26 protein-coding genes are annotated in these 21028 nt (G+C 64.0%); 19 read left to right on the top strand and 7 right to left on the bottom strand.

The window, feature by feature from the left end:
• Positions 1-19: 19 nt before the first annotated feature.
• The 4 genes from NRG23_RS21375 to pilG all read right to left on the bottom strand — a co-directional run bounded on the left by NRG23_RS21375 (position 20) and on the right by pilG (position 3548).
• On the bottom strand, positions 20-2083 hold the full coding sequence (locus tag NRG23_RS21375) for a methyl-accepting chemotaxis protein (RefSeq protein ID WP_009051306.1): 2064 nt from the start codon (positions 2081-2083) through the stop codon (positions 20-22).
• 97 nt (positions 2084-2180) lie between these two features.
• The gene (locus tag NRG23_RS21370) at positions 2181-2720 is read right to left on the bottom strand and encodes a chemotaxis protein CheW (RefSeq protein ID WP_124314458.1); all 540 of its coding nucleotides are present in this window, start codon (positions 2718-2720) and stop codon (positions 2181-2183) included.
• An 11-nt stretch (positions 2721-2731) separates the two neighbouring features.
• Entirely contained in the window at positions 2732-3097 is a 366-nt protein-coding gene (gene pilH, locus NRG23_RS21365; RefSeq protein WP_007929961.1) for a twitching motility response regulator PilH, read from the bottom strand.
• A 43-nt stretch (positions 3098-3140) separates the two neighbouring features.
• The gene (gene pilG / locus NRG23_RS21360) at positions 3141-3548 is read right to left on the bottom strand and encodes a twitching motility response regulator PilG (RefSeq protein WP_016704855.1); all 408 of its coding nucleotides are present in this window, start codon (positions 3546-3548) and stop codon (positions 3141-3143) included.
• 236 nt (positions 3549-3784) lie between these two features.
• Between pilG and gshB the strand changes: the two genes are divergently transcribed.
• From gshB to NRG23_RS21325, 7 genes are all read left to right on the top strand, one after another.
• Positions 3785-4759, top strand: coding sequence for a glutathione synthase (gene gshB / locus NRG23_RS21355; protein ID WP_007929968.1), 975 nt, complete (start codon positions 3785-3787; stop codon positions 4757-4759).
• A 150-nt stretch (positions 4760-4909) separates the two neighbouring features.
• Entirely contained in the window at positions 4910-5809 is a 900-nt protein-coding gene (locus tag NRG23_RS21350) for an energy transducer TonB (protein WP_007929970.1), read from the top strand.
• Between the two features lie 192 nt (positions 5810-6001).
• Positions 6002-6571, top strand: a complete 570-nt coding sequence (locus NRG23_RS21345) for a YqgE/AlgH family protein (RefSeq protein WP_007929972.1) — start codon at positions 6002-6004, stop codon at positions 6569-6571.
• A complete protein-coding gene (gene ruvX / locus NRG23_RS21340) occupies positions 6571-7008 on the top strand; it encodes a Holliday junction resolvase RuvX (protein ID WP_009046019.1) in 438 nt (145 codons plus the stop codon). The genes NRG23_RS21345 and ruvX overlap by 1 nt, the downstream gene beginning before the upstream one ends.
• 121 nt (positions 7009-7129) lie before the next feature.
• Entirely contained in the window at positions 7130-7636 is a 507-nt protein-coding gene (pyrR, locus tag NRG23_RS21335) for a bifunctional pyr operon transcriptional regulator/uracil phosphoribosyltransferase PyrR (RefSeq protein WP_053270124.1), read from the top strand.
• 26 nt (positions 7637-7662) lie between these two features.
• A complete protein-coding gene (locus NRG23_RS21330) occupies positions 7663-8667 on the top strand; it encodes an aspartate carbamoyltransferase catalytic subunit (protein ID WP_007929978.1) in 1005 nt (334 codons plus the stop codon).
• Entirely contained in the window at positions 8664-9935 is a 1272-nt protein-coding gene (locus NRG23_RS21325) for a dihydroorotase (protein ID WP_028683559.1), read from the top strand. Before NRG23_RS21330 ends, NRG23_RS21325 begins: the two co-directional genes overlap by 4 nt.
• A 105-nt stretch (positions 9936-10040) precedes the next feature.
• Here the strand turns inward: NRG23_RS21325 and NRG23_RS21320 are convergent, their stop codons facing one another.
• On the bottom strand, positions 10041-10460 hold the full coding sequence (locus tag NRG23_RS21320) for a TM2 domain-containing protein (RefSeq protein ID WP_009051311.1): 420 nt from the start codon (positions 10458-10460) through the stop codon (positions 10041-10043).
• Positions 10461-10710: 250 nt separating this feature from the next.
• On the opposite strand from NRG23_RS21320, the gene NRG23_RS21315 reads away from it, so the two are divergent.
• Complete coding sequence (locus NRG23_RS21315) at positions 10711-11343, top strand: C40 family peptidase (RefSeq protein ID WP_009046022.1); 633 nt, start codon at positions 10711-10713, stop codon at positions 11341-11343.
• 82 nt (positions 11344-11425) lie between these two features.
• Here the strand turns inward: NRG23_RS21315 and NRG23_RS21310 are convergent, their stop codons facing one another.
• A complete protein-coding gene (locus NRG23_RS21310; RefSeq protein ID WP_053270126.1) occupies positions 11426-12460 on the bottom strand; it encodes a type IV pilus twitching motility protein PilT in 1035 nt (344 codons plus the stop codon).
• Between the two features lie 57 nt (positions 12461-12517).
• Between NRG23_RS21310 and NRG23_RS21305 the strand changes: the two genes are divergently transcribed.
• The 11 genes from NRG23_RS21305 (at position 12518) to NRG23_RS21255 (ending at position 20224) form a co-directional block, all read left to right on the top strand.
• A complete protein-coding gene (locus tag NRG23_RS21305) occupies positions 12518-13216 on the top strand; it encodes a YggS family pyridoxal phosphate-dependent enzyme (RefSeq protein WP_009051313.1) in 699 nt (232 codons plus the stop codon).
• A gap of 34 nt (positions 13217-13250) precedes the next feature.
• On the top strand, positions 13251-14069 hold the full coding sequence (gene proC, locus NRG23_RS21300; RefSeq protein ID WP_257372021.1) for a pyrroline-5-carboxylate reductase: 819 nt from the start codon (positions 13251-13253) through the stop codon (positions 14067-14069).
• Between the two features lie 10 nt (positions 14070-14079).
• The gene (locus NRG23_RS21295) at positions 14080-14670 is read left to right on the top strand and encodes a YggT family protein (RefSeq protein ID WP_009051315.1); all 591 of its coding nucleotides are present in this window, start codon (positions 14080-14082) and stop codon (positions 14668-14670) included.
• A 13-nt stretch (positions 14671-14683) separates the two neighbouring features.
• Complete coding sequence (locus NRG23_RS21290) at positions 14684-14977, top strand: DUF167 domain-containing protein (protein ID WP_028683556.1); 294 nt, start codon at positions 14684-14686, stop codon at positions 14975-14977.
• Positions 14978-15150: 173 nt separating this feature from the next.
• Positions 15151-16290, top strand: coding sequence for a homoserine O-acetyltransferase (locus NRG23_RS21285; protein ID WP_009051317.1), 1140 nt, complete (start codon positions 15151-15153; stop codon positions 16288-16290).
• Positions 16291-16297: 7 nt separating this feature from the next.
• On the top strand, positions 16298-16918 hold the full coding sequence (gene metW / locus NRG23_RS21280; protein ID WP_007921185.1) for a methionine biosynthesis protein MetW: 621 nt from the start codon (positions 16298-16300) through the stop codon (positions 16916-16918).
• Between the two features lie 27 nt (positions 16919-16945).
• Positions 16946-17380 (top strand): DUF4426 domain-containing protein, encoded by a 435-nt coding sequence (locus NRG23_RS21275; protein WP_028683555.1) that lies wholly within the window; start codon positions 16946-16948, stop codon positions 17378-17380.
• The gene (gene rdgB, locus NRG23_RS21270; protein ID WP_041984937.1) at positions 17377-17973 is read left to right on the top strand and encodes an RdgB/HAM1 family non-canonical purine NTP pyrophosphatase; all 597 of its coding nucleotides are present in this window, start codon (positions 17377-17379) and stop codon (positions 17971-17973) included. Before NRG23_RS21275 ends, rdgB begins: the two co-directional genes overlap by 4 nt.
• Positions 17970-19172 (top strand): radical SAM family heme chaperone HemW, encoded by a 1203-nt coding sequence (gene hemW / locus NRG23_RS21265; protein WP_041984940.1) that lies wholly within the window; start codon positions 17970-17972, stop codon positions 19170-19172. The genes rdgB and hemW overlap by 4 nt, the downstream gene beginning before the upstream one ends.
• Before the next feature lie 22 nt (positions 19173-19194).
• On the top strand, positions 19195-19518 hold the full coding sequence (locus NRG23_RS21260) for a DUF3392 domain-containing protein (RefSeq protein ID WP_007921199.1): 324 nt from the start codon (positions 19195-19197) through the stop codon (positions 19516-19518).
• Between the two features lie 157 nt (positions 19519-19675).
• Positions 19676-20224 (top strand): RNA 2'-phosphotransferase, encoded by a 549-nt coding sequence (locus tag NRG23_RS21255; RefSeq protein ID WP_257372020.1) that lies wholly within the window; start codon positions 19676-19678, stop codon positions 20222-20224.
• Positions 20225-20293: 69 nt separating this feature from the next.
• Here NRG23_RS21255 and trmB read toward each other — a convergent pair whose 3' ends face one another.
• Positions 20294-21019, bottom strand: a complete 726-nt coding sequence (gene trmB, locus NRG23_RS21250) for a tRNA (guanosine(46)-N7)-methyltransferase TrmB (RefSeq protein ID WP_016704842.1) — start codon at positions 21017-21019, stop codon at positions 20294-20296.
• Positions 21020-21028 lie beyond the last annotated feature (9 nt).

Genomic DNA, 21028 nt, shown 5'->3' with positions numbered 1-21028 from the left:
TCAAAGTCGTGCTCCGGCCTCAGCGGTTTTCCCGCGGCGTCTGCTCGCGACTGGCCGGCAAGGTGAAACCGGACACCGAGCGCCGCAGCTGGCTGGCCATTTTCGCCAGGTTGCCGATGCTTTCGGCCGTCGCGGTCGAGCCGGACGAAGTCTGTGAAGTAATCTGCTGGATCACGTTCATGGTCAAGGATATCTGTCCGGCCGACGAAGTCTGCTGCTGGGCGGCGTTGGAGATGCTCTGGATCAGCGCCGCCAGGGTCTTGGAGACGCCTTCGATTTCTTCCAGGGCCACCCCGGCATCCTGCGCCAGCCGGGCGCCACGCACCACTTCCGAGGTGGTCTGCTCCATGGAGATCACCGCCTCGTTGGTGTCGGTCTGGATCGCCCGCACCAGGGTCTCGATCTGTCGGGTCGCCGCCGAAGAACGTTCCGCCAGGCGCTGCACCTCATCGGCCACCACCGCGAAGCCGCGCCCGGCATCCCCGGCCATGGAAGCCTGGATCGCCGCGTTGAGCGCGAGGATATTGGTCTGGTCGGCAATGTCATCGATCAGGCTGACAATGTCGCCAATTTCCTGGGAAGACTCGCCCAGGCGCTTGATGCGCTTGGCGGTGTCCTGGATCTGCTCGCGAATGTTGTCCATGCCGTGGATGGTGTTGTGCACCACCTCGTTGCCCTTGTTGGCGATCTCCACCGAACGCTCGGCCACCGCCGAGGACTCGGCGGCGTTGGCCGACACCTGGTCGATGGACTGGGCCATTTCGTTGATCGCGGTGGAGGCTTCGGAAATCTGCTGGGCCTGATGCTCCGAGGCTTCGGCCAGTTGCATGGCGGTGGCCTGGGTTTCCTGCACCGCGCCGGCGACCTGGCCGGCGGTGAGGTTGATGGTCGCCACCAGGTCGCGCAACTGATCCACGGAATAGTTGATCGAGTCGGCGATGGTGCCGGTGAAGTCCTCGGTGACCGAGGCGGTCACGGTGAGGTCGCCGTCGGCCAGGTCCTCGATCTCGTCCAGCAGGCGCATGATCGCGTTCTGGTTGCGCTCGTTCTTCTCCGCGGTCTCGTGCAACTGGCGATTGGTTTCCCGCACCATCACCAGGCCGATCAGGATGATCGAGGCCAGCGCCGCCAGGCCCAGGACATAACCGCCGATGGTGTCCAGCGAACGACCACCGGCCAGGTTCTCGAAGCCGATGGCCAGGTGCGAGGCTTCATCGAGCAGGGTCTGCGACAGGCTGAAGATATTGCTCGCCGATTCGCGGACCTGGAACAGCTCGGGAGAGGTTTCAAGAATTTCGTCCACCGAGCCGGAGACGAACTGGAACAGCTCGCTGATCTCGGTCAGGCGCGCCCGCGCATCGCGGTCCTCGACCTGGCTGATCTTCAGGGTCGGGTTGCCCTGGAGCATGCCGCTCAGCACCTGGCCGAAGCGCGCCGCGTCACGGCCAAAGGCATCGGCGGCCTGCACCGCGTTCTCGTCGCCGGCCAGCACGGTATTTACCGCGCCGAGAATGCGCTCGGCGAGCAGCGACTGGCGCTGCGCCATGGCCACCTGGGCGGCCGGAGCGCCACGCTGCAGGAGGATTTCCACGACCTTTTCATACTCGACCTGCAACTGCGGCACGGTTTCCGCCAGGGTCGCGGCCACTTGATGCAAAGACAGCACGGTCTGTTCGCTGGCGAGGATCGCGTCGGCGTTGTGCAGCAGCTTGTCCCAGTCCTGCTGCACCGCATGCATTTCCTTACGCACCGCCACCGGCGCGGCGGGCAGCCCGGTGGCCGGGTCGCCTTTTTTCAGGTAGCCCCAGCGCTGGGCGAAATCGTTGCGCGCATCGCCCAGCAGCTTGAAGGCCGCGGCCTTGCCCGCCGCAGCTTCCGTGGCGTTCTTGGCGATGCGCTGGGACAGCACCCGCAGCTCGCCGGCGTGGCCGATGTACTGCTTGTCGTAAGTGGCCTGGGTGTTGAGGTAAGCGAAGTTGGCGAACAGCAGCATGATGAACACGATCAGGGCGATGAACAGCACGATGATCTGCGAGCGGCTGCGCGATCCTTCCATTGGCTTGCCTGGGTTGGCTTTTAGCATCTGCACACCTGAATTCCGGTTGTTCTGTTGCCCGCGCAATGGACGGCGCGGTTCTGCAGGTTCATCGCGCACTATTCATCGCGAGCAGGTCTCGCGCCTACAGCGCCACATCCAGGAACCCCGGCGACTGCGCCAGGGCGAAGGGACTGAATACCCACCAGACCTGCTCGCAGGGGAAATACCCGCGCAGGTACGGCGTGATGGAGCCCTGTTCGCTACCGCTGGCAGCCATCTTCAGGCTGCTCTGCTCGAAATGCTGCATCCCGGCCACTTCGTCCACCATCAAGCCGGCGAACACTTCCTTGTGCTCGACCACCAGCACCCGCCGCTGCTTGCGCAGCGCCGACAGCTCATGACCGAAGAAGCCGCACAGGTCCATGATCGGCAGTAGCCGTCCGCGCAGGTTGGCCACGCCCTTGACCCAGGGCTTGACCCCGGGCAGCAGGGTGTAACGGGGCTCGTGCAGGACTTCGCTGACTTCCCCCATCGGCGCCACATACCAATGCTCGCCGATGCGAAAGCCGATACCGCTCCAGCCGTGCTGGCGGGTTTCCTGGGAGGGCAAATCGGCCGCCAGCAGGCGGCAGCGCTGGTCGATCTCGAGCAGCAGTTCGAAGGCGGTTTGCGACTCGGCCATGGCGCGGGCGGTCAGCCGGCCAGGACGCTGTTCAGGGTCTTGATCAGGGTGTCTTCGTCGACCGGCTTGGTCAGGTAATCCTTGGCGCCCTGGCGAGTGCCCCAGACCTTGTCGGTTTCCTGATCCTTGGTGGTGATGATGATCACCGGGATATGGCTGGTTTCCGCGTCCTTGGTCAACTGACGGGTGGCCTGGAAGCCATTGAGGCCGGGCATGACGATGTCCATCAAGACCGCGTCGGGCTTTTCCTGGCGCGCCAGGGCCACGCCGTCGGCGCCGTTTTCGGCCTTCAGGACTTCATGGCCGTGCTTTTCCAGCATGCCGGTCAGTTTGTACATTTCAGTCGGCGAGTCATCGACGATCAGAATACGAGCCATGGTCTTCCCCATACGAATAGGCGTGCGGCCCGCTGGCCGGACCTCAATGTGCTTGTTCTACTGCGGCGAACCCCGGCACATGGGCCTTGATCGCGCTCAGCAGCTCTTCCTTGCTGAAAGGCTTGGTCAAAAACTGGTCAGAGCCGACGATGCGACCCTTGGCCTTGTCGAACAGGCCGTCCTTAGAGGACAGCATAATCACCGGCGTGGACTTGAACGCGCTGTTGTTCTTGATCAGCGCGCAGGTCTGATAGCCATCGAGCCGCGGCATCATGATGTCGACGAAGATGATGTCCGGGTGGTGGTCGGCGATCTTGGCCAGCGCCTCGAAACCGTCGACCGCGGTAATGACTTCACAACCCACATTCTTCAGCAACGTTTCGGCCGTGCGGCGAATCGTCTTCGAATCATCGATCACCATCACCTTGAGGGCGCTGGATTGCTGTTCCATATCTGCTCTACCATCGCCACAGCGAATCGATTTTCTGCCCGTACTGGTAGCCAGTGCCTCAAGCCCTTGATGTTCAAGGCCTGAGCACGGCATGCGAGCCTTTTTAGCATACTCTCCCCATGCAATCTATCGGCCGACCGGCGCGGTGGTTTTTCCTTGACCGGGAACCGCCCGAGCGCCACTCTGACGCCACTTTTTCAAGCCATTGCGCCCACTAATTTTCGAGGAAACCGCCCATGAGCGTTCGCGTCGGGATTGTCATGGACCCTATCGCCAGCATCTCCTATAAGAAGGACAGCTCGCTGGCCATGCTGCTGGCCGCCCAGGAACGCGGCTGGACCCTGTTCTATATGGAACAGCGGGACCTGTACCAGGCGACCGGTGGCGTGGCCCGGGCGCGGATGCGTCCGCTGAAGGTGTTCGCCGACCCGCACAAGTGGTTCGAGCTGGAGGCCGAGACCGACAGCGCCCTGAGCGAACTGGACGTGATCCTGATGCGCAAGGACCCGCCGTTCGACATGGAGTTCGTCTACTCCACCTACCTGCTGGAGCAGGCCGAGCGCGACGGCGTGCTGGTGGTCAACAAGCCGCAGAGCCTGCGCGACTGCAATGAAAAGCTGTTCGCCACCCTGTTCCCGCAGTGCACCCCGCCGACCATCGTCAGCCGTCGCCCGGACGTGTTGCGCGAATTCGCCGACCATCACGGTGACGTGATCCTCAAGCCGCTGGACGGCATGGGCGGCTCGTCGATCTTCCGGCACACCGCCGGCCACCCGAACCTCTCGGTGATCCTCGAAACCCTGACCCAGCATGGCAAGCAGCAGATCATGATCCAGGAGTATCTGCCGGCCATCGTCGATGGCGACAAACGCATCCTGATGATCGACGGCGAACCTGTGGATTATTGCCTGGCGCGGATTCCCGCCCAGGGTGAAACCCGTGGCAACCTCGCCGCCGGTGGCCGTGGCGAAGCCCGGCCGCTGACCGAGAAAGATCGCTGGATCGCCGCACAGGTCGGCCCGACCCTGCGCGAGAAAGGCCTGCTGTTCGTGGGGCTCGACGTGATCGGTGAGCACCTGACCGAAATCAACGTCACCAGCCCGACCTGCATCCGCGAGATCGACAACGCCTTCGGCACCAATATCGGCGCAATGCTGATGGATGCCATCGAGAAGAAGCTGCAAGCTGCGAGCCGCAAGCCACAAGCTTGACGGCTGTCGCATGCAGCTTGTCGCTTGAAGCTCGAGGCTTACGGCTTGAAACCAACATTGCGTTATCATGCGCCGCCTGTGAAACCCGCAATGTTGGTCTTGTGAAGTTTTTTGTGATGTTGAACCGCTGATGACTGTTGTGAACCGCTGATGGCTCTCCCTTCCGATCTGCCCCCCGAGCTGGCCCACAGCGGCGTGCGCCCGGCCGATCGCCTGGGATTTACCCTGTTCCTGGCCGCCCTGCTGCACATCGCGCTGATTCTCGGCCTGGGTTTCTCCTTCGCCGAACCCAAGCAGATCAGCAAGACCCTGGAAATCACCCTGGCCACCTTCAAGAGCGAGACCAAGCCGAAGAAGGCCGATTTCCTTGCCCAGGAAAACCAGCAAGGCAGCGGCACCCTGGACAAGAAGGCGATCCCGAAGACCACCGAAGTGGCGCCGTTCCAGGAAAACAAAGTCAACAAGGTCACCCCGCCGCCTCCAGCCAAGACCGAAGTCAAGGAAGCCGCACCCAAGGCCGCGGTCGCCACCACCGCGCCGAAACCGAAAAAGACCGTCACCAAGCGTGAAGAGGTCAAGACCGAGGCCAAACCCAAGGTTCCCGTGCCGACGTTCGACAGCGAGCAGCTGTCCAGCGACATCGCCAGCCTGGAGGCCGAACTGGCCCAGGAGCAGCAGCTGTACGCCAAGCGCCCGCGCATCCACCGCCTGAGCGCGGCCTCGACCATGCGCGACAAGGGCGCCTGGTACAAGGACGAGTGGCGCAAGAAGGTCGAGCGCATCGGCAACCTCAACTACCCGGAAGAAGCCCGGCGCAAGCAGATCTACGGCAACCTGCGGCTGATGGTCTCGATCAACCGCGACGGCTCGCTGTACGAAGTGCTGGTGCTGGAGTCCTCCGGCCAGCCGCTGCTGGACCAGGCGGCCCAGCGCATCGTGCGCCTGGCGGCGCCCTTCGCGCCCTTTACCGGCGACCTGTCGGATATCGACCGGCTGGAGATCATCCGCACCTGGAAGTTCGCCCGCGGCGACAGGCTGTCCAGCAACTGATTCCAGGGCGAAGCCATCCGCCCAGCCTTATCGCGAGCAAGCTCGCTCCTACAGGGACGGGGCAATACCTGTAGGAGCGAGCTTGCTCGCGATGGACCCGATGCCGACACAGCTGCAAAAGGCCGACCAAAATGCCCGGTGCCGCGCATCCCCAGCTTGTCAGTTCGCCCCTCCACCGCCACACTAGCGCTCATGAAAAACGTCAGCCCCAGCTACCTCAAGCATCACTTCCTGATCGCCATGCCGCACATGGCCGACCCGAACTTTGCGCACACCTTGACCTACATCGTCGAGCACAATGCCAATGGCGCCATGGGGTTGGTGGTCAATCGTCCGCAGGACCTGAACCTCGCCGACATCCTCGAGCAATTGCGCCCCGAGATCGACCCGCCAGCGCTCTGCCAGCATGTGCCGATCTTCATCGGTGGCCCGGTGCAGACCGATCGCGGTTTTGTCCTGCATCCCAGCGGCCCGACCTTCCAGGCCACGGTCGAGCTGGATGGCCTGTCGCTGTCGACGTCCCAGGACGTGCTGTTCGCCATCGCCGATGGCGTCGGCCCGGCCAAAAGCCTGATCGCCCTCGGTTATGCCGGCTGGGAAGCCGGGCAGCTGGAAGCCGAGCTGGCGGACAACGCCTGGCTGACCTGCCCGTTCGACGCCGACATCCTGTTCAACACCAGCAGCGAGCTGCGCCTGGAAGCGGCGGCCAAGCACCTGGGCATCAACCTCGCCCTGCTGACCAGCCAGGCGGGCCACGCCTGATGGCCCTGCGACTGATCCTCGGGTTCGACTACGGCACCAAGCAGATTGGCGTGGCGGTTGGCCAGGCCATCACCGGCCAGGCCCGCGAGCTGTGCACCCTGAAGGCGCAGAACGGCGTACCGGACTGGAACCAGGTCGAAGCCCTGATCAAGGAATGGAAGCCGGACGCGGTGGTGGTCGGCCTGCCATTGAACATGGACGGCACCCCGAGCGAGATGTGCGTGCGCGCCGAGAAATTCGCCCGGCGCCTCAATGGCCGCTACAACCTGCCCTTCTATACCCATGACGAACGCCTGACCACTTTCGAGGCCAAGGGCGAACGCCTGGCCCGGGGCGGCCAGAAAGGCAGTTACCGCGACAACCCGGTCGACGCCATCGCCGCCGCCCTGCTGCTGCAAGGCTGGCTCGACGAAAACGCAGCGCTGTTGAACAACTGAAACGCCGAATCCTGAAGATGCGTGGCCACCCCCCGGCCACGCGCCTCCTGGCCACAACACCAGCCGTAAGACCCTGCGCCTCGCTGCACGCAACCAGGCGCGGGCCCACGAAGGAGCAATCATGAGCCTGCCCAATCCCGCCGAACTGATCAGCCAGATGGCCGTGCGTCTCACCGCCCACCTGGAACAACGCGCCATCAGCGAGCCCCGCTATATCGGCATCCGTACCGGCGGCGTCTGGGTCGCCCAGGCCCTGCTCGCGGAACTGGGCAGCAACGCGCCGCTGGGCACCCTGGACGTGTCCTTCTACCGCGACGACTTCAGCCAGAACGGCCTGCACCCGCAGGTGCGCCCTTCCGAGCTGCCGTTCGAGATCGAAGGCCAGCACCTGATCCTGATCGACGACGTGCTGATGAGCGGCCGCACTATCCGCGCCGCCCTCAACGAGCTGTTCGACTATGGCCGCCCGGCCAGCGTGACCCTGGTCTGCCTGCTGGACCTGGACGCCGCCGAGCTGCCGATTCGCCCGAACGTGGTCGGCGCCACCCTGTCGCTGGCCGCCCACGAGCGGGTAAAATTGTCCGGTCCTGCGCCGCTTCAACTCGAGCTTCAAGACCTCGCCCTTTAATTCGCCCCTCTAAAGAGTCCATTGCGATGACGCCTCTAGACGCCAAGCGCCCGCTGCAGCTCAACGATCAGGGCCAGCTGCGCCATTTCCTCTCGCTCGACGGTCTGCGTCGCGAGCTGCTGACGGAAATCCTCGACACCGCCGACTCCTTCCTCGAAGTCGGCGCCCGGGCGGTGAAGAAAGTCCCTTTGCTGCGCGGCAAGACCGTGTGCAACGTGTTCTTCGAAAACTCCACCCGCACCCGCACCACCTTCGAACTGGCGGCCCAGCGCCTGTCGGCGGACGTGATCACGCTCAACGTGTCCACCTCCTCGGCCAGCAAGGGTGAAACCCTGCTCGATACCCTGCGCAACCTCGAAGCCATGGCCGCCGACATGTTCGTCGTGCGCCACGGCGACTCCGGCGCCGCGCACTTCATCGCCGAACATGTGTGCCCGCAGGTAGCGATCATCAACGGCGGCGACGGCCGCCACGCCCACCCAACCCAGGGCATGCTCGACATGCTCACCATCCGTCGGCACAAGGGCGGCTTCGAAAACCTCTCGGTGGCCATCGTCGGCGACATCCTGCACTCGCGGGTGGCGCGCTCGAACATGCTGGCCCTGAAAACCCTGGGTTGCCCGGACATCCGCGTGATCGCGCCCAAGACCCTGCTGCCGATCGGCATCGAGCAATACGGGGTGAAGGTCTACACCGACATGGCCGAAGGCCTGAAAGACGTCGACGTGGTGATCATGCTGCGCCTGCAGCGTGAGCGCATGCAGGGCGGCCTGCTGCCGAGCGAGGGCGAGTTCTACCGCCTGTTCGGCCTGACCACCGCGCGCCTGGCCGGCGCCAAGCCGGACGCCATCGTCATGCACCCGGGGCCGATCAACCGCGGCGTGGAGATCGAATCGGCGGTGGCCGACGGTCCGCACTCGGTGATCCTCAACCAGGTGACCTACGGCATCGCGGTACGCATGGCCGTACTGTCCATGGCCATGAGCGGGCAGACCGCCCAGCGACAATTCGAGCAGGAGAACGCCCAGTGAAGCTCAGCATTCTCGGCGCCCGTGTCATCGATCCAAGCAGCGGCCTGGATCAAGTCAGCGATATCCATCTGGAAGCCGGCAAGATCGTCGCCATCGGCGCCGCGCCCGCCGGTTTCAGCGCGGTTGAAAGCCTCGACGCCAAGGGCCTGGTGGCCGCGCCCGGGCTGGTGGACCTGAACGTCTCCCTGCGCGAGCCGGGCTACAGCCGCAAAGGCACCATCGCCAGCGAAACCCGCGCCGCCGCGGCCGGTGGCGTCACCAGCCTGTGCTGCCCGCCGCGCACCAAGCCGGTGCTGGACACCTCGGCGGTGGCCGAGCTGATCCTCGATCGCGCCCGCGAAGCCGGCAATACCAAGGTGTTCCCGATCGGCGCCCTGAGCAAAGGCCTGGACGGCGAACAGCTGGCCGAGCTGATCGCCCTGCGCGATGCCGGCTGCGTGGCCTTCGGCAACGGCCTGGAGGGCTTCCGCAGCGCCCGCACCCTGTGCCGGGCGCTGGAATACGCGGCAACCTTCGACCTGACGGTGATTTTCCACTCCCAGGACCGCGACCTGGCCGAAGGCGGCCTGGCCCACGAAGGCGCCACCGCCAGCTTCCTCGGCCTGCCGGGCATTCCGGAAACCGCGGAAACCGTGGCCCTGGCCCGTGACCTGCTGCTGGTGGAGCAAAGCGGCGTGCGCGCCCACTTCAGCCAGCTGACCAGTGCCCGCGGTGTGGCCCTGATCGCCCAGGCCCAGGCCCGTGGCCTGCCGGTGACCGCCGATGTGGCGCTGTACCAGCTGATCCTCACCGACGACGCGCTGATCGACTTCTCCAGCCTCTATCACGTACAGCCACCGCTGCGCTCGCGCGCCGACCGCGAAGGCCTGCGTGAAGCAGTGAAGTCCGGGGTGGTCCAGGCCATTTCCAGCCATCACCAGCCCCATGAACGCGATGCCAAGCTGGCACCTTTCGGGGCTACCGAGCCGGGCATCAGCAGCGTCGAGCTGCTGCTGCCGCTGGCCATGACCCTGGTGGAAGACGGCCTGCTCGACCTGCCGACCCTGCTGGCACGCCTGAGCAGCGGCCCGGCCGACGCCCTGCGCCTGCCAGCCGGCAAGCTGGCGGTGGGCGCTCCGGCGGACCTGGTACTGTTCGACCCGAGCACGTCCACCGTGGCCGGCGAACACTGGCTGTCGAAAGGCGAGAACTGCCCGTTCCTCGGCCATAGCCTGCCGGGCGTGGTGCGCTACACCCTGGTGGATGGGCGGATCAGCCACAAGGGCTGACGGCCATGATCGCGAGCAAGCTCGCTCCTACAGGTACGGCACAGGCCACATGGGCGCCGTACTTCTTCTGTAGGAGCGAGCCTGCTCGCGATAGCGCTCCTGCATTCAACGCCGCTGCGCGTTACGCAACGACACCTGGTCGTTCAGTGTCCAGAAGTCGTACAAGACCCCCAGAAAGAACACCCCGCCAGTCAGCAGGTACAGCAGGCCGCTGATCCATTTGCCCTGATACATACGGTGCACGCCAAAGATCCCGAGAAAGGTCAGCAGGATCCAGGCGACGCTGTACTCGATCGGTCCCGGGGTAAAACGCAGGTCGGCCTCACGGTCCATGGCCGGGATCAGGAACAGGTCGATCAGCCAGCCGATGCCCAGCAAGCCCAGGGTGAAGAACCAGATAGTTCCGGTAATCGGCTTGCCGTAATAGAAGCGGTGAGAGCCGGTAAAACCGAAAATCCACAACAGGTAACCGATCACCTTGCTGTGGGTGTCATGGGTCGAACCGTCCGGGCGATAGGTGTTCATTGAGTACCTCGTTCCACGCAATAGATAAATTTTCTTTAATTCTTTGTGACTTTTTTACAGGCAGCCGACGTGTGGCAAATGTTAAGGTCGCTGCCGTGAAACCCTTGTACTGCCTGACTTCTGTCGGACAATTGCGTCAATTTGCCGCCTCTTCAGCGAATTTGACCTCCAGGTTGAATCGACCAACGGCCTGAGAAGTGACAAAAAAGCTGTTATAAAGTTGCGCGCTAACCCATATGAGCCTTGCCTAATGCGTCCATTTTTCAAGACATGGCTAACCATTTGCCTATTGATGCCACTGGCCGCCCACGCCACCAATCGTGAGCAACGTCTTCCCAACGTGAACGGCTTCACTCCAAAAGCCCACGTTACCCAAGTCAGCAAGAACAGCTCCAAGAACAAGCTGTCGGTCAAACGCCCGACCCACCTGAGCAGCGTCAGCAGCAAGCCGGTGCCGCAGATGGCGGCCAAGCAGAGCAGCACCGTGCTCAGCCGTGCCGTCAACGTACTGGGTACCCCTTACCGTTGGGGCGGCAGCAGCCCAAGCAAAGGCTTCGACTGCAGCGGCCTGGTGAAATACGCGTTCAACGACGTCGCCGCCGTCGATCTGCCGCGCACCTCCAATGCTATGGCCAGCGGCCACGGGCAGAAAGTCGAGCGCAAGGACCTCAAGCCTGGCGACCTGCTGTTCTTCAACCTCAAGAGCCGCCGGGTCAACCACGTCGCCATCTACCTGGGCAACGATCGTTTCATCCACGCGCCGCGCCGCGGCAAGTCGGTGACCATCGATACCCTGAAGAAGCCGTACTGGGACAAGAACTACGTAGTGGCCAAGCGGGTCCTGCCAAAAGAGCAGAACACCCTGCGCATCGTCCAGCGCTGATCCGCTTTCCCTGATCGCGAGCCATCGAGCAGCCATGCTCGATGGCTCGCGATTGCATTTGCCGCCCCGATACCTCTCCCCCTCAAATACTCTCCGGCGCCCGCGCCTTCTCCCGGGCGTGCTCCCGGCTGACCAGCCCGGCATCCACCAGCGCCTTCAGGCTCATGTCCAGGGTCTGCATCCCCTGCGCCCCGCCGGTCTGGATCGCCGAATACATCTGCGCCACCTTGTCCTCGCGGATCAGGTTACGGATCGCCGCGCTGCCCAGCATGATCTCGTGGGCCGCTACCCGGCCTCCGCCGATCCGCTTCACCAGCGCCTGGGAAATCACCGCCTGCAGCGATTCAGAGAGCATGGAGCGGACCATCGCCTTCTCCTCGGCCGGAAACACATCCACCACCCGGTCCACGGTTTTCGCCGCCGAGGTGGTGTGCAGGGTACCGAACACCAGATGCCCGGTCTCCGCGGCGGTCAACGCCAGGCGAATGGTTTCCAGGTCGCGCATCTCGCCGACCAGGATCACATCCGGGTCCTCGCGCAGGGCCGAACGCAGCGCCGTGGAGAAGCTGTGGGTGTCGCGATGCACCTCGCGCTGGTTGATCAGGCACTTCTTCGATTCGTGGATGAACTCGATGGGGTCCTCGATGGTGAGGATGTGCTGGTGCCGGCTCTGGTTCAGGTGATCGATCATCGCCGCCAGGGTGGTCGACTTGCCCGAACCGGTCGGTCCGGTCACCAGTACCAGGCCGCGGGGCACTTCGCTGATGCGGCGAAACACCTCGCCCATGCCCAGTTCGTCCAGGCTCGGCACCTTGGCCGGAATGCTGCGAAAGACCGCGCCAGCGCCGCGCTGATGGTTGAAGGCATTGACCCGAAAGCGCGCCAGGCCCGGCACCGCGAAGGAAAAGTCGATCTCCAGCGCGGCCTTGAACTCGGCCCGCTGCGGGTCCGTCATGCTGGCCAGGATCAGCTCGTGCACCTGTTGCGCCTCCAGCACCGGCAGGTTGATCCGGCGAATATCGCCGTCGATGCGAATCATCGGCGGCAAACCGGCCGAGAGGTGCAGGTCCGAAGCGCCCTGTTTGACGCTGAAGGCCAGCAACTCAGTGATATCCATAGCGTTCCCCAATTCCAGTAGAATGCCGCGAACCCAAGACCCGCTGGCGTACATCGAATGTCCACGATAGCAGACAACATCGCCCTGGTTAGCGCACGGATCCGTGCCGCGGCGCAGGCCTCGCAACGTGACGAAAGCAGTATCCATCTGCTGGCCGTGAGCAAGACCAAGCCCGCCGCGGCGCTGCGTGAAGCCTATGCCGCCGGCCTGCGCGACTTCGGCGAGAACTACCTGCAGGAAGCCCTGGGCAAACAGGCGGAACTCGGCGACCTGCCCTTGAGTTGGCACTTCATCGGCCCCATTCAGTCGAACAAGACGCGAGCTATCGCCGAGAACTTCGCCTGGGTGCATTCCGTGGATCGCTTGAAAATCGCTCAACGCCTGTCCGAGCAACGCCCGGCCGACTTGCCGCCGTTGAACATCTGCATTCAGGTCAATGTCAGCGGCGAGGCCAGCAAGTCTGGCTGCACGCCGGCCGACCTGCCCGCCCTGGCCAGCGCCATCGGCGCCTTGCCGCGCCTGAAACTGCGCGGGCTGATGGCGATTCCCGAGCCGACCGAAGATCGTGCCGCCCAGGACGCCGCCTTCGCGGCCGTACGCCGCCTGAACGAAAACCTGCACGCCAGCCTGGACCTGCCAACCGACACACTTTCCATGGGCATGAGCCACGACCTCGAAGCGGCCATCGCCCAAGGCGCCACCTGGGTGCGTATCGGTACCGCCCTGTTTGGCGCTCGCGATTATGGCCAGCCATGACCGTGGCGGCCCCACCTCTGAATAAGGACCTGTCATGAGCAAGACTCGTATCGCCTTTATCGGCGCCGGCAACATGGCTGCCAGCCTGATCGGCGGCCTGCGCGCCAAGGGCCTGGACGCCAGCCAGATCCGCGCCAGCGACCCGGGCGCCGAAACCCGCGCCAAGGTCCAGGCCGAGCACGGCATTGAACTGTTCGCCGACAACGCCGAAGCCATCGACGGCGTCGACGTGGTGGTGCTGGCGGTCAAGCCACAGGCCATGAAGGCTGTGTGCGAAGCCCTGCGCCCCAGCCTGAAGCCGCACCAGCTGATCGTGTCCATCGCCGCCGGCATCACCTGCGCCAGCATGAACAAATGGCTCGGCGAGCAACCGATCGTGCGTTGCATGCCCAACACCCCGGCCCTGCTGCGCCAGGGCGCCAGCGGCCTGTACGCCACCGCCGCGGTGAGTGCGGAGCAACGCCAGCAGGCGCAAGAGCTGCTGTCGGCCGTGGGCATCGTCCTGTGGCTGGAACAGGAGCAGCAACTGGACGCGGTGACCGCGGTGTCCGGCAGCGGCCCGGCGTATTTCTTCCTGCTGATCGAAGCCATGACCGCCGCCGGCGAGAAGCTCGGCCTGCCACGGGAAACCGCCCGGCAACTGACCCTGCAGACCGCGCTGGGCGCGGCGCACATGGCGGTATCCAGTGACATCGACGCGGCCGAACTGCGCCGCCGCGTGACCTCGCCGGCCGGTACCACGGAAGCGGCGATCAAGTCGTTCCAGGCCAGCGGCTTCGAAGCCCTGGTGGAAAAAGCATTGGGTGCCGCCGCGCACCGCTCGGCCGAGATGGCCGAACAACTGGGCCAATAAGGAGCCAATGATGATTGGATTGAACACTGCGGCGGTGTACGTGCTGCAAACCCTGGGCAGCCTGTACCTGCTGATCGTGCTGCTGCGCTTCGTGCTGCAACTGGTACGCGCCGACTTCTACAACCCGCTGTGCCAGTTCGCCGTGCGCGCCACCCAGCCGCTGCTCAAGCCGATGCGCCGGGTCATCCCGAGCCTGTTCGGCCTGGACATGTCGTCGCTGATCCTGGCGATCGTCGTGCAACTGCTGCTGATGGCCCTGACCCTGCTGCTGACCTACGGCACCACCGGCAACCCGGTGCAACTGCTGATCTGGTCGATCATTGGCGTGACTGCGCTGTTCATGAAGATTTTCTTCTTCGCCCTGATTATCAGCGTGATCCTTTCCTGGGTCGCCCCGGGCAGCCATAACCCGGGCGCCGAACTGGTCAACCAGATCTGCGAGCCGGCCCTGGCGCCGTTCCGCCGCATCCTGCCGAGCATGGGCGGCCTGGATATCTCGCCGATCCTGGCGTTCATGGTGCTCAAGCTGATCGACATGCTGGTGATCAACAACCTGGCAGCGATGACCATGATGCCGGAAATCCTGCGCCTGCTGATCTGACCCGGCCTCTGTGATGAGCTACTTTCGCTGGGACGGCGACGACCTGATCCTGGAGTGTCACCTGCAACCTGCGGCCCGTAGCGATGACTTCGCCGGGCTGCATGGCGAGCGCCTGAAGATCCGCCTCACCGCGCCGCCAGTGGAGGGCAAGGCCAACGCCTACCTGATGGCGTTCCTGGCCAAGGCGTTCGGCGTGTCCAAGAGCCAGGTCAGCCTGATCAGCGGCGAGCTGAACCGGCAGAAACGGGTGCGGATCAACGCGCCGAAGAAGCTGCCGGATCTGCCTGGCCTGACGCGCCAGACCTGAGCCTGTTTCGCGAGCAAGCTCGCTCCTACAAGGTCACCGCAGCCCCTGTAGGAGCGAGCTTGCTCGCGATAAATGGCCCGCTTGGCAATGCAATGAAATCAGCCCCGGCCTTTGCTTGCCGCTGGGGGCAGCGGTCTTTAGACTTACGCCTCATTTAAACGAGAGCAGGGTCGATGCCAACTGCCTTTCCCGCCGATTCCGTTGGTCTGGTGACGCCGCAAGTGGCGCACTTCAGCGAGCCCCTGGCCCTGGCCTGCGGTCGCTCCCTGCCAGCCTATGATCTGATCTTTGAGACCTACGGCCAGCTGAACGCCACGGCGAGCAATGCCGTGCTGATCTGCCACGCCCTGTCCGGCCACCATCACGCCGCCGGCTACCACAGCCCCGACGACCGCAAGCCGGGCTGGTGGGACAGCTGCATCGGCCCGGGCAAACCGATCGACACCAACAAGTTCTTCGTCGTCAGCCTGAACAACCTCGGCGGCTGCAACGGCTCCACCGGCCCGAGCAGCATCAACCCGGACACCGGCAAGCCGTTCGGCGCCGATTTCCCGGTGCTGACCGTGGAAGACTGGGTGCACAGCCAGGCACGCCTGGCCGACCGGATCGGCATCCACCAGTGGGCCGCCGTGATCGGCGGCAGCCTGGGCGGCATGCAGGCCCTGCAATGGACCATCACCTACCCGGACCGGGTGCGCCATTGCCTGGCCATCGCCTCGGCGCCCAAGCTGTCGGCGCAGAACATCGCCTTCAACGAAGTGGCGCGCCAGGCCATCCTCACCGACCCCGAATTCCACGGCGGTTCGTTCCAGGAACAGGGCGTGATCCCCAAGCGCGGGCTGATGCTGGCGCGGATGGTCGGGCACATCACCTACCTGTCCGACGACTCCATGGGCGAGAAATTCGGCCGTGGCCTGAAGAGCGAAAAGCTCAACTACGACTTCCACAGCGTCGAGTTCCAGGTCGAAAGCTACCTGCGTTATCAGGGCGAGGAGTTCTCCGGGCGGTTCGACGCCAACACCTATCTGCTGATGACCAAGGCCCTGGATTACTTCGATCCGGCGGCGAACTTCGACGATAACCTGGCGAAAACCTTCGAAGGCGCCAAGGCCAAATTCTGCGTGATGTCCTTCACCACCGACTGGCGCTTCTCCCCGGCCCGCTCGCGGGAGCTGGTGGACGCCCTGATGGCCGCGCGCAAGGACGTCAGCTACCTGGAAATCGATGCGCCACAGGGCCACGACGCCTTCCTGATTCCGATCCCGCGCTACTTGCAGGCGTTCGGTAATTACATGAACCGAATTACGGTGTGAACAAGCCATGAGAGCTGATCTGGAAATCATCCAGGAATGGATCCCCGCCGGCAGCCGCGTGCTCGACCTCGGTTGCGGCAATGGCGAACTGCTGAGCTGGCTGCGCGATCACAAGCAGGTCACCGGTTATGGCCTGGAAAACGACCCGGACAACATCGCCGAGTGCGTGGCCAAGGGCATCAACGTCATCGAGCAGGACCTGGACAAGGGCCTGGGCAACTTCGCCAGCAACAGCTTCGATATCGTGGTCATGACCCAGGCCCTGCAGGCCGTGCACTACCCGGACCGGATCCTCGACGAAATGCTGCGGGTCGGCCGCCAGTGCATCATCACCTTCCCCAACTTCGGCCACTGGCGCTGCCGCTGGTACCTGGCCAGCAAGGGGCGGATGCCGGTCTCCGAATTCCTGCCGTACACCTGGTACAACACGCCGAACATCCACTTCTGCACCTTCGAGGACTTCGAAGAGCTTTGCCGCGAACGTGAAGCCAAGGTCATCGATCGCCTTGCGGTGGATCAACAGCACCGCCACGGGTGGGCCAGTAAGCTATGGCCTAATCTGTTAGGTGAGATCGGCATCTACCGCGTCAGCAGCCCCGGCCTGCAGGATCACCAGATCGCGGTATAAACCAGGTTCAAAGCAAGGAGAACGATCATGGGTCGCTTGGTTACTTTTCTATTGGCAGCGTGCCTGAGCGCGTCGGCGATGGCCGCCGAGCCCATCAAGGGCGAGCGCCAGGAAGTGTTCGGTGACGTGACCGTACACTACAACACCTTCAACTCCACCTTCCTGCAACCGGATATCGCCAAGGCCGCGGAGCTGGTGCGCAGCAAGAACCAGGGCGTGATCAACGTTTCGGTGCTCAAGGCCGGCAAACCGCTGGTCGCCCAGGTCACCGGGACCGTCAAGGACCTGACCAGCCAATCGGTGCCGCTGAAATTCAAGCAGGTCACCGAACAGGGCGCGATCTACTACATCGCCCAGTACCCGGTGGAACAGCAGGAAACCCGCACCTTCGAAATCAAGGTGCAGACCGGCGACACGATCAACACCATCAATTTCAACCAAGAGCTTTTCCCCGGCGAATGATGACTTTTACCCAACTCGTACTGGCCAGCCATAACGCCGGCAAACTCAAGGAACTCCAGGCCATGCTCGGCGACTCGGTGCACCTGCGCTCGATCGGCGAGTTCAGCAGCGTCGAGCCGGAAGAAACCGGCCTGTCGTTCGTCGAGAACGCCATCCTCAAGGCCCGCAACGCTTCGCGGATTTCCGGCCTGCCGGCGCTGGCGGACGACTCGGGACTGGCGGTGGACTTCCTCGGCGGCGCGCCGGGCATCTACTCGGCGCGTTATGCCGACGGCCAGGGCGACGCGGCGAACAACGCCAAGCTGCTGGGCGCCCTGAAGGACGTCCCCGAGGCCGAGCGCGGCGCGCAGTTCGTCTGCGTGCTGGCACTGGTGCGGCATGCAGAGGATCCGCTGCCGATCCTCTGCGAAGGCCTGTGGCACGGACGCATTCTCACGGCGGCCAGCGGTGAGCACGGTTTCGGCTACGACCCGCTGTTCTGGGTGCCGGAGCGCAACTGCTCCAGCGCCGAACTGGACCCGATCCAAAAGAACCAACTCAGCCATCGCGCCCGCGCCATGGCCCTTCTGCGGCAACGCTTGAGCCTGCAATGACCATTGATTCGTCCGCGCAACCGCTGATTCTCGGCGGTGCGCAAACGCCCCGGGCGGCCCTCCCCCATCTGCCGCCACTGGCGCTGTACATCCACATCCCGTGGTGTGTACGCAAATGCCCTTACTGCGACTTCAACTCCCACGCCGCCAGCCCGGTGCTGCCGGAAGAAGAGTACGTCGACGCCCTGCTGGCTGACCTCGACCAGGACCTGCCCGCCGTCTACGGCCGCGAGCTGAGTTCGATCTTCTTCGGCGGCGGCACGCCGAGCCTGTTCAGCGCCCAGGCCCTGGGCCGGCTGCTCAAAGGCGTGGAGCAACGCATCCCGTTCGCCCACGACATCGAGATCACCCTGGAAGCCAACCCCGGGACCTTCGAGCAGGAGAAGTTCACCGCCTATCGCGCCCTGGGCATCAATCGCCTGTCGATCGGCATCCAGAGCTTCCAGGAAGACAAGCTCAAGGCCCTGGGCCGCATCCATAACGGCGACGAGGCGGTCCGCGCCGCCGGCATGGCGCGCCAGGCCGGGTTCGACAACTTCAACCTGGACCTGATGCACGGCCTGCCCGACCAGTCCCTGGACGACGCCCTGAGCGACCTGCGCCAGGCCATCGCCATGAAGCCGACCCACCTGTCCTGGTACCAGCTGACCCTGGAGCCCAATACGGTGTTCTGGAACCAGCCGCCGACGCTGCCGGAAGACGACACCCTGTGGGACATCCAGGAAGCCGGCCAGGCGCTTTTGGCCGAACACGGCTACGCCCAGTACGAAGTCTCGGCCTATGCCCAGCCCGGCCGAGCGGCACGGCACAACCTCAATTACTGGAGCTTCGGCGACTTCATCGGCATCGGCGCCGGCGCCCACGGCAAACTCAGCCATCCGGACGGGCGCATCGTGCGCACCTGGAAGACCCGCCTGCCCAAGGACTACCTCAACCCGGCGAAAAACTTCAAGGCCGGCGAAAAGGACCTGAGCAACGAAGAGCTGCCGTTCGAGTTCTTGATGAACGCCCTGCGCCTGACCGAAGGCGTCGAGGCCCGGCTGTACCCGGAGCGCACCGGGCTGCCCCTGGAAAGCCTCGCCGAAGGTCGCCGCGACGCCGAACAAAGCGGCCTGTTGCAGGTCGAACCGTCACGCCTGGCGGCCACCCCGCGCGGCCAACTCTTCCTCAATGACTTGCTGCAGAAATTTCTGAGCTGATTTCAGCCCTAAGGGAAAACGAATGGATTTGATACTCGACCTGCTCGCTACCGTGTCCCGCTGGAGTCGCAGCAACCTTTCAGAAATCTCCCTGGCCCTGGTCGGCTGCCTGTTGGTGCTGTTCGGCGCCGATATCAAAGGCTGGGTCGAAGCGCGCCTGGGCGGCCTCGCCGGCGCCCTGCGCGTACCGATGATGGCGCTGCTGTGCATGATCGGCAGCGGCGCAGCGCTGATCTACGCCACGCCGTGGATCGTCCGCGGACTGAGCCAGTTCAACAACTACAGCCTGGCGCCGGTGCTGCTGGTGGTGCTGGTGCTGATCGGCGTCGTCGCCGACCGCCGCTGACCTGTAGCCGCTGCCGCAGGCTGCGATTGGCTGCGCAGCAGCCATAAACCCAGACACTGCATTACACCTGACGTATCGCATCAACAGGCTTGGCGGTCGCTTCGCAACCGATCGCAGCCTGCGGCAGCGGCTACATGACTTATGCACAAGGATGAATATGAGCAGAAAAGCCGCCGAAGAAGTCAGCAAATTTCTCAGCTACGTGCTGCGCCACGAGCCGCAGGCGATTGGCCTGCAGCTGGACAGCGAAGGCTGGGCCGGGATCGATGCCTTGATCGAGGGTGCCGCCAAGGAAGGACGCCAGCTGACGCCCGAACTGATCGCCGAGGTGGTCGCCAGCAACGACAAGAAACGCTTCGCCCTGTCCGAGGACGGCCAGCGCATTCGCGCCGTGCAAGGCCATTCCAGCAAGACCGTGAGCTTGCAACTGGCCGAGCAGCAGCCACCGGCCGTGCTTTACCACGGCACCGCCACGCGGTTCATGGACTCGATCAACGAGAAAGGCCTGATCCCAGGCGCACGCCATCACGTGCACCTGTCACAGGACCTGGCGACCGCCGCATCGGTGGGGCAGCGTTACGGGAAGGTGGTGATACTCAAGATCGCCGCACAGGACATGCAGGCGCAGGGCTTCAAGTTCTATCAGGCGGAGAACGGGGTCTGGCTGACCGATCAGGTTCCGGCGAATTTCATCGCAATCCTGTAGGAGCTGGCTTGCCAGCGATTGGCCCGCAAGAAGCCCATCGCCGGTCAGCCGGCCCCTACAAGGCTGGGCTCAAGCCAGCTTTTCGAACTTCAGATCCCACACACCATGGCCCAGGCGCTCGCCGCGGCGCTCGAACTTGGTGATCGGGCGCTCGGCCGGGCGCGGCACGCACTTGCCGTCTTCGGCCAGGTTGCGGTAACCCGGCGCGACATTCATCACTTCCAGCATGTACTCGGCATAAGGCTCCCAGTCGGTGGCCATATGCAGGATGCCGCCGACCTTCAGCTTGCTGCGCACCAGCTCGGCGAAGGACGCCTGGACGATACGACGCTTGTGGTGACGGCTCTTGTGCCACGGATCGGGGAAAAACAGCATCAGGCGATCCAGGCTGTTATCGGCGATGCAGCGGTTGAGCACTTCGATCGCATCGCAATCGTAGACCCGCAGGTTGGTCAGGCCCTGGGTCAGCACGCCGTTGAGCAGCGCGCCGACACCCGGACGGTGCACTTCCACACCAATGAAATCCTGCTCCGGCGCGGCCGCGGCCATTTCCAGCAGCGAGTGACCCATGCCGAAGCCGATTTCCAGGGAACGTGGCGCCGATCGGCCAAACACCTGATCGAAATCCACCGGCGCGTCGGCCAGCGGCAGCACATACAGCGGCGCGCCCTGCTCCAGGCCGCGCTGCTGGCCTTCGGTCATGCGCCCGGCGCGCATCACGAAACTCTTGATGCGGCGGTGTTGGCGCTCGTCGCCGGCTTCCGGCTGGATTGGCGTGTCGTTTGATTCAGTCATCAATGGCTC

The sequence above is a fragment of the Pseudomonas sp. T8 genome, assembly GCF_024610635.1.
Lineage (GTDB): Bacteria > Pseudomonadota > Gammaproteobacteria > Pseudomonadales > Pseudomonadaceae > Aquipseudomonas > Aquipseudomonas chlororaphis_I.
Note: the sequence above shows the minus strand (reverse complement) of the source record. Positions and strands in the feature narration are given on the sequence as shown.

Bases quoted from the DNA above. Each gene is read 5' to 3' on its own strand.
- NRG23_RS21320 (WP_009051311.1), bottom strand. From the start codon at position 10,460: ATGAACACCTATCGCCCGGACGGTTCGACCCATGACACCCACAGCAAG.
- NRG23_RS21260 (WP_007921199.1), top strand. From the start codon at position 19,195: ATGGATTTGATACTCGACCTGCTCGCTACCGTGTCCCGCTGGAGTCGC.
- proC (WP_257372021.1), top strand. From the start codon at position 13,251: ATGAGCAAGACTCGTATCGCCTTTATCGGCGCCGGCAACATGGCTGCC.
- hemW (WP_041984940.1), top strand. From the start codon at position 17,970: ATGACCATTGATTCGTCCGCGCAACCGCTGATTCTCGGCGGTGCGCAA.
- NRG23_RS21285 (WP_009051317.1), top strand. From the start codon at position 15,151: ATGCCAACTGCCTTTCCCGCCGATTCCGTTGGTCTGGTGACGCCGCAA.
- NRG23_RS21290 (WP_028683556.1), top strand. From the start codon at position 14,684: ATGAGCTACTTTCGCTGGGACGGCGACGACCTGATCCTGGAGTGTCAC.
- NRG23_RS21310 (WP_053270126.1), bottom strand. From the start codon at position 12,460: ATGGATATCACTGAGTTGCTGGCCTTCAGCGTCAAACAGGGCGCTTCG.
- NRG23_RS21345 (WP_007929972.1), top strand. From the start codon at position 6,002: ATGAAAAACGTCAGCCCCAGCTACCTCAAGCATCACTTCCTGATCGCC.
- pilH (WP_007929961.1), bottom strand. From the start codon at position 3,097: ATGGCTCGTATTCTGATCGTCGATGACTCGCCGACTGAAATGTACAAA.
- NRG23_RS21315 (WP_009046022.1), top strand. From the start codon at position 10,711: ATGCGTCCATTTTTCAAGACATGGCTAACCATTTGCCTATTGATGCCA.
- NRG23_RS21370 (WP_124314458.1), bottom strand. From the start codon at position 2,720: ATGGCCGAGTCGCAAACCGCCTTCGAACTGCTGCTCGAGATCGACCAG.
- NRG23_RS21350 (WP_007929970.1), top strand. From the start codon at position 4,910: ATGGCTCTCCCTTCCGATCTGCCCCCCGAGCTGGCCCACAGCGGCGTG.
- NRG23_RS21375 (WP_009051306.1), bottom strand. From the start codon at position 2,083: ATGCTAAAAGCCAACCCAGGCAAGCCAATGGAAGGATCGCGCAGCCGC.
- NRG23_RS21255 (WP_257372020.1), top strand. From the start codon at position 19,676: ATGAGCAGAAAAGCCGCCGAAGAAGTCAGCAAATTTCTCAGCTACGTG.
- trmB (WP_016704842.1), bottom strand. From the start codon at position 21,019: ATGACTGAATCAAACGACACGCCAATCCAGCCGGAAGCCGGCGACGAG.
- gshB (WP_007929968.1), top strand. From the start codon at position 3,785: ATGAGCGTTCGCGTCGGGATTGTCATGGACCCTATCGCCAGCATCTCC.
- rdgB (WP_041984937.1), top strand. From the start codon at position 17,377: ATGATGACTTTTACCCAACTCGTACTGGCCAGCCATAACGCCGGCAAA.
- NRG23_RS21330 (WP_007929978.1), top strand. From the start codon at position 7,663: ATGACGCCTCTAGACGCCAAGCGCCCGCTGCAGCTCAACGATCAGGGC.
- ruvX (WP_009046019.1), top strand. From the start codon at position 6,571: ATGGCCCTGCGACTGATCCTCGGGTTCGACTACGGCACCAAGCAGATT.
- pyrR (WP_053270124.1), top strand. From the start codon at position 7,130: ATGAGCCTGCCCAATCCCGCCGAACTGATCAGCCAGATGGCCGTGCGT.
- NRG23_RS21275 (WP_028683555.1), top strand. From the start codon at position 16,946: ATGGGTCGCTTGGTTACTTTTCTATTGGCAGCGTGCCTGAGCGCGTCG.
- pilG (WP_016704855.1), bottom strand. From the start codon at position 3,548: ATGGAACAGCAATCCAGCGCCCTCAAGGTGATGGTGATCGATGATTCG.
- NRG23_RS21295 (WP_009051315.1), top strand. From the start codon at position 14,080: ATGATTGGATTGAACACTGCGGCGGTGTACGTGCTGCAAACCCTGGGC.
- metW (WP_007921185.1), top strand. From the start codon at position 16,298: ATGAGAGCTGATCTGGAAATCATCCAGGAATGGATCCCCGCCGGCAGC.
- NRG23_RS21305 (WP_009051313.1), top strand. From the start codon at position 12,518: ATGTCCACGATAGCAGACAACATCGCCCTGGTTAGCGCACGGATCCGT.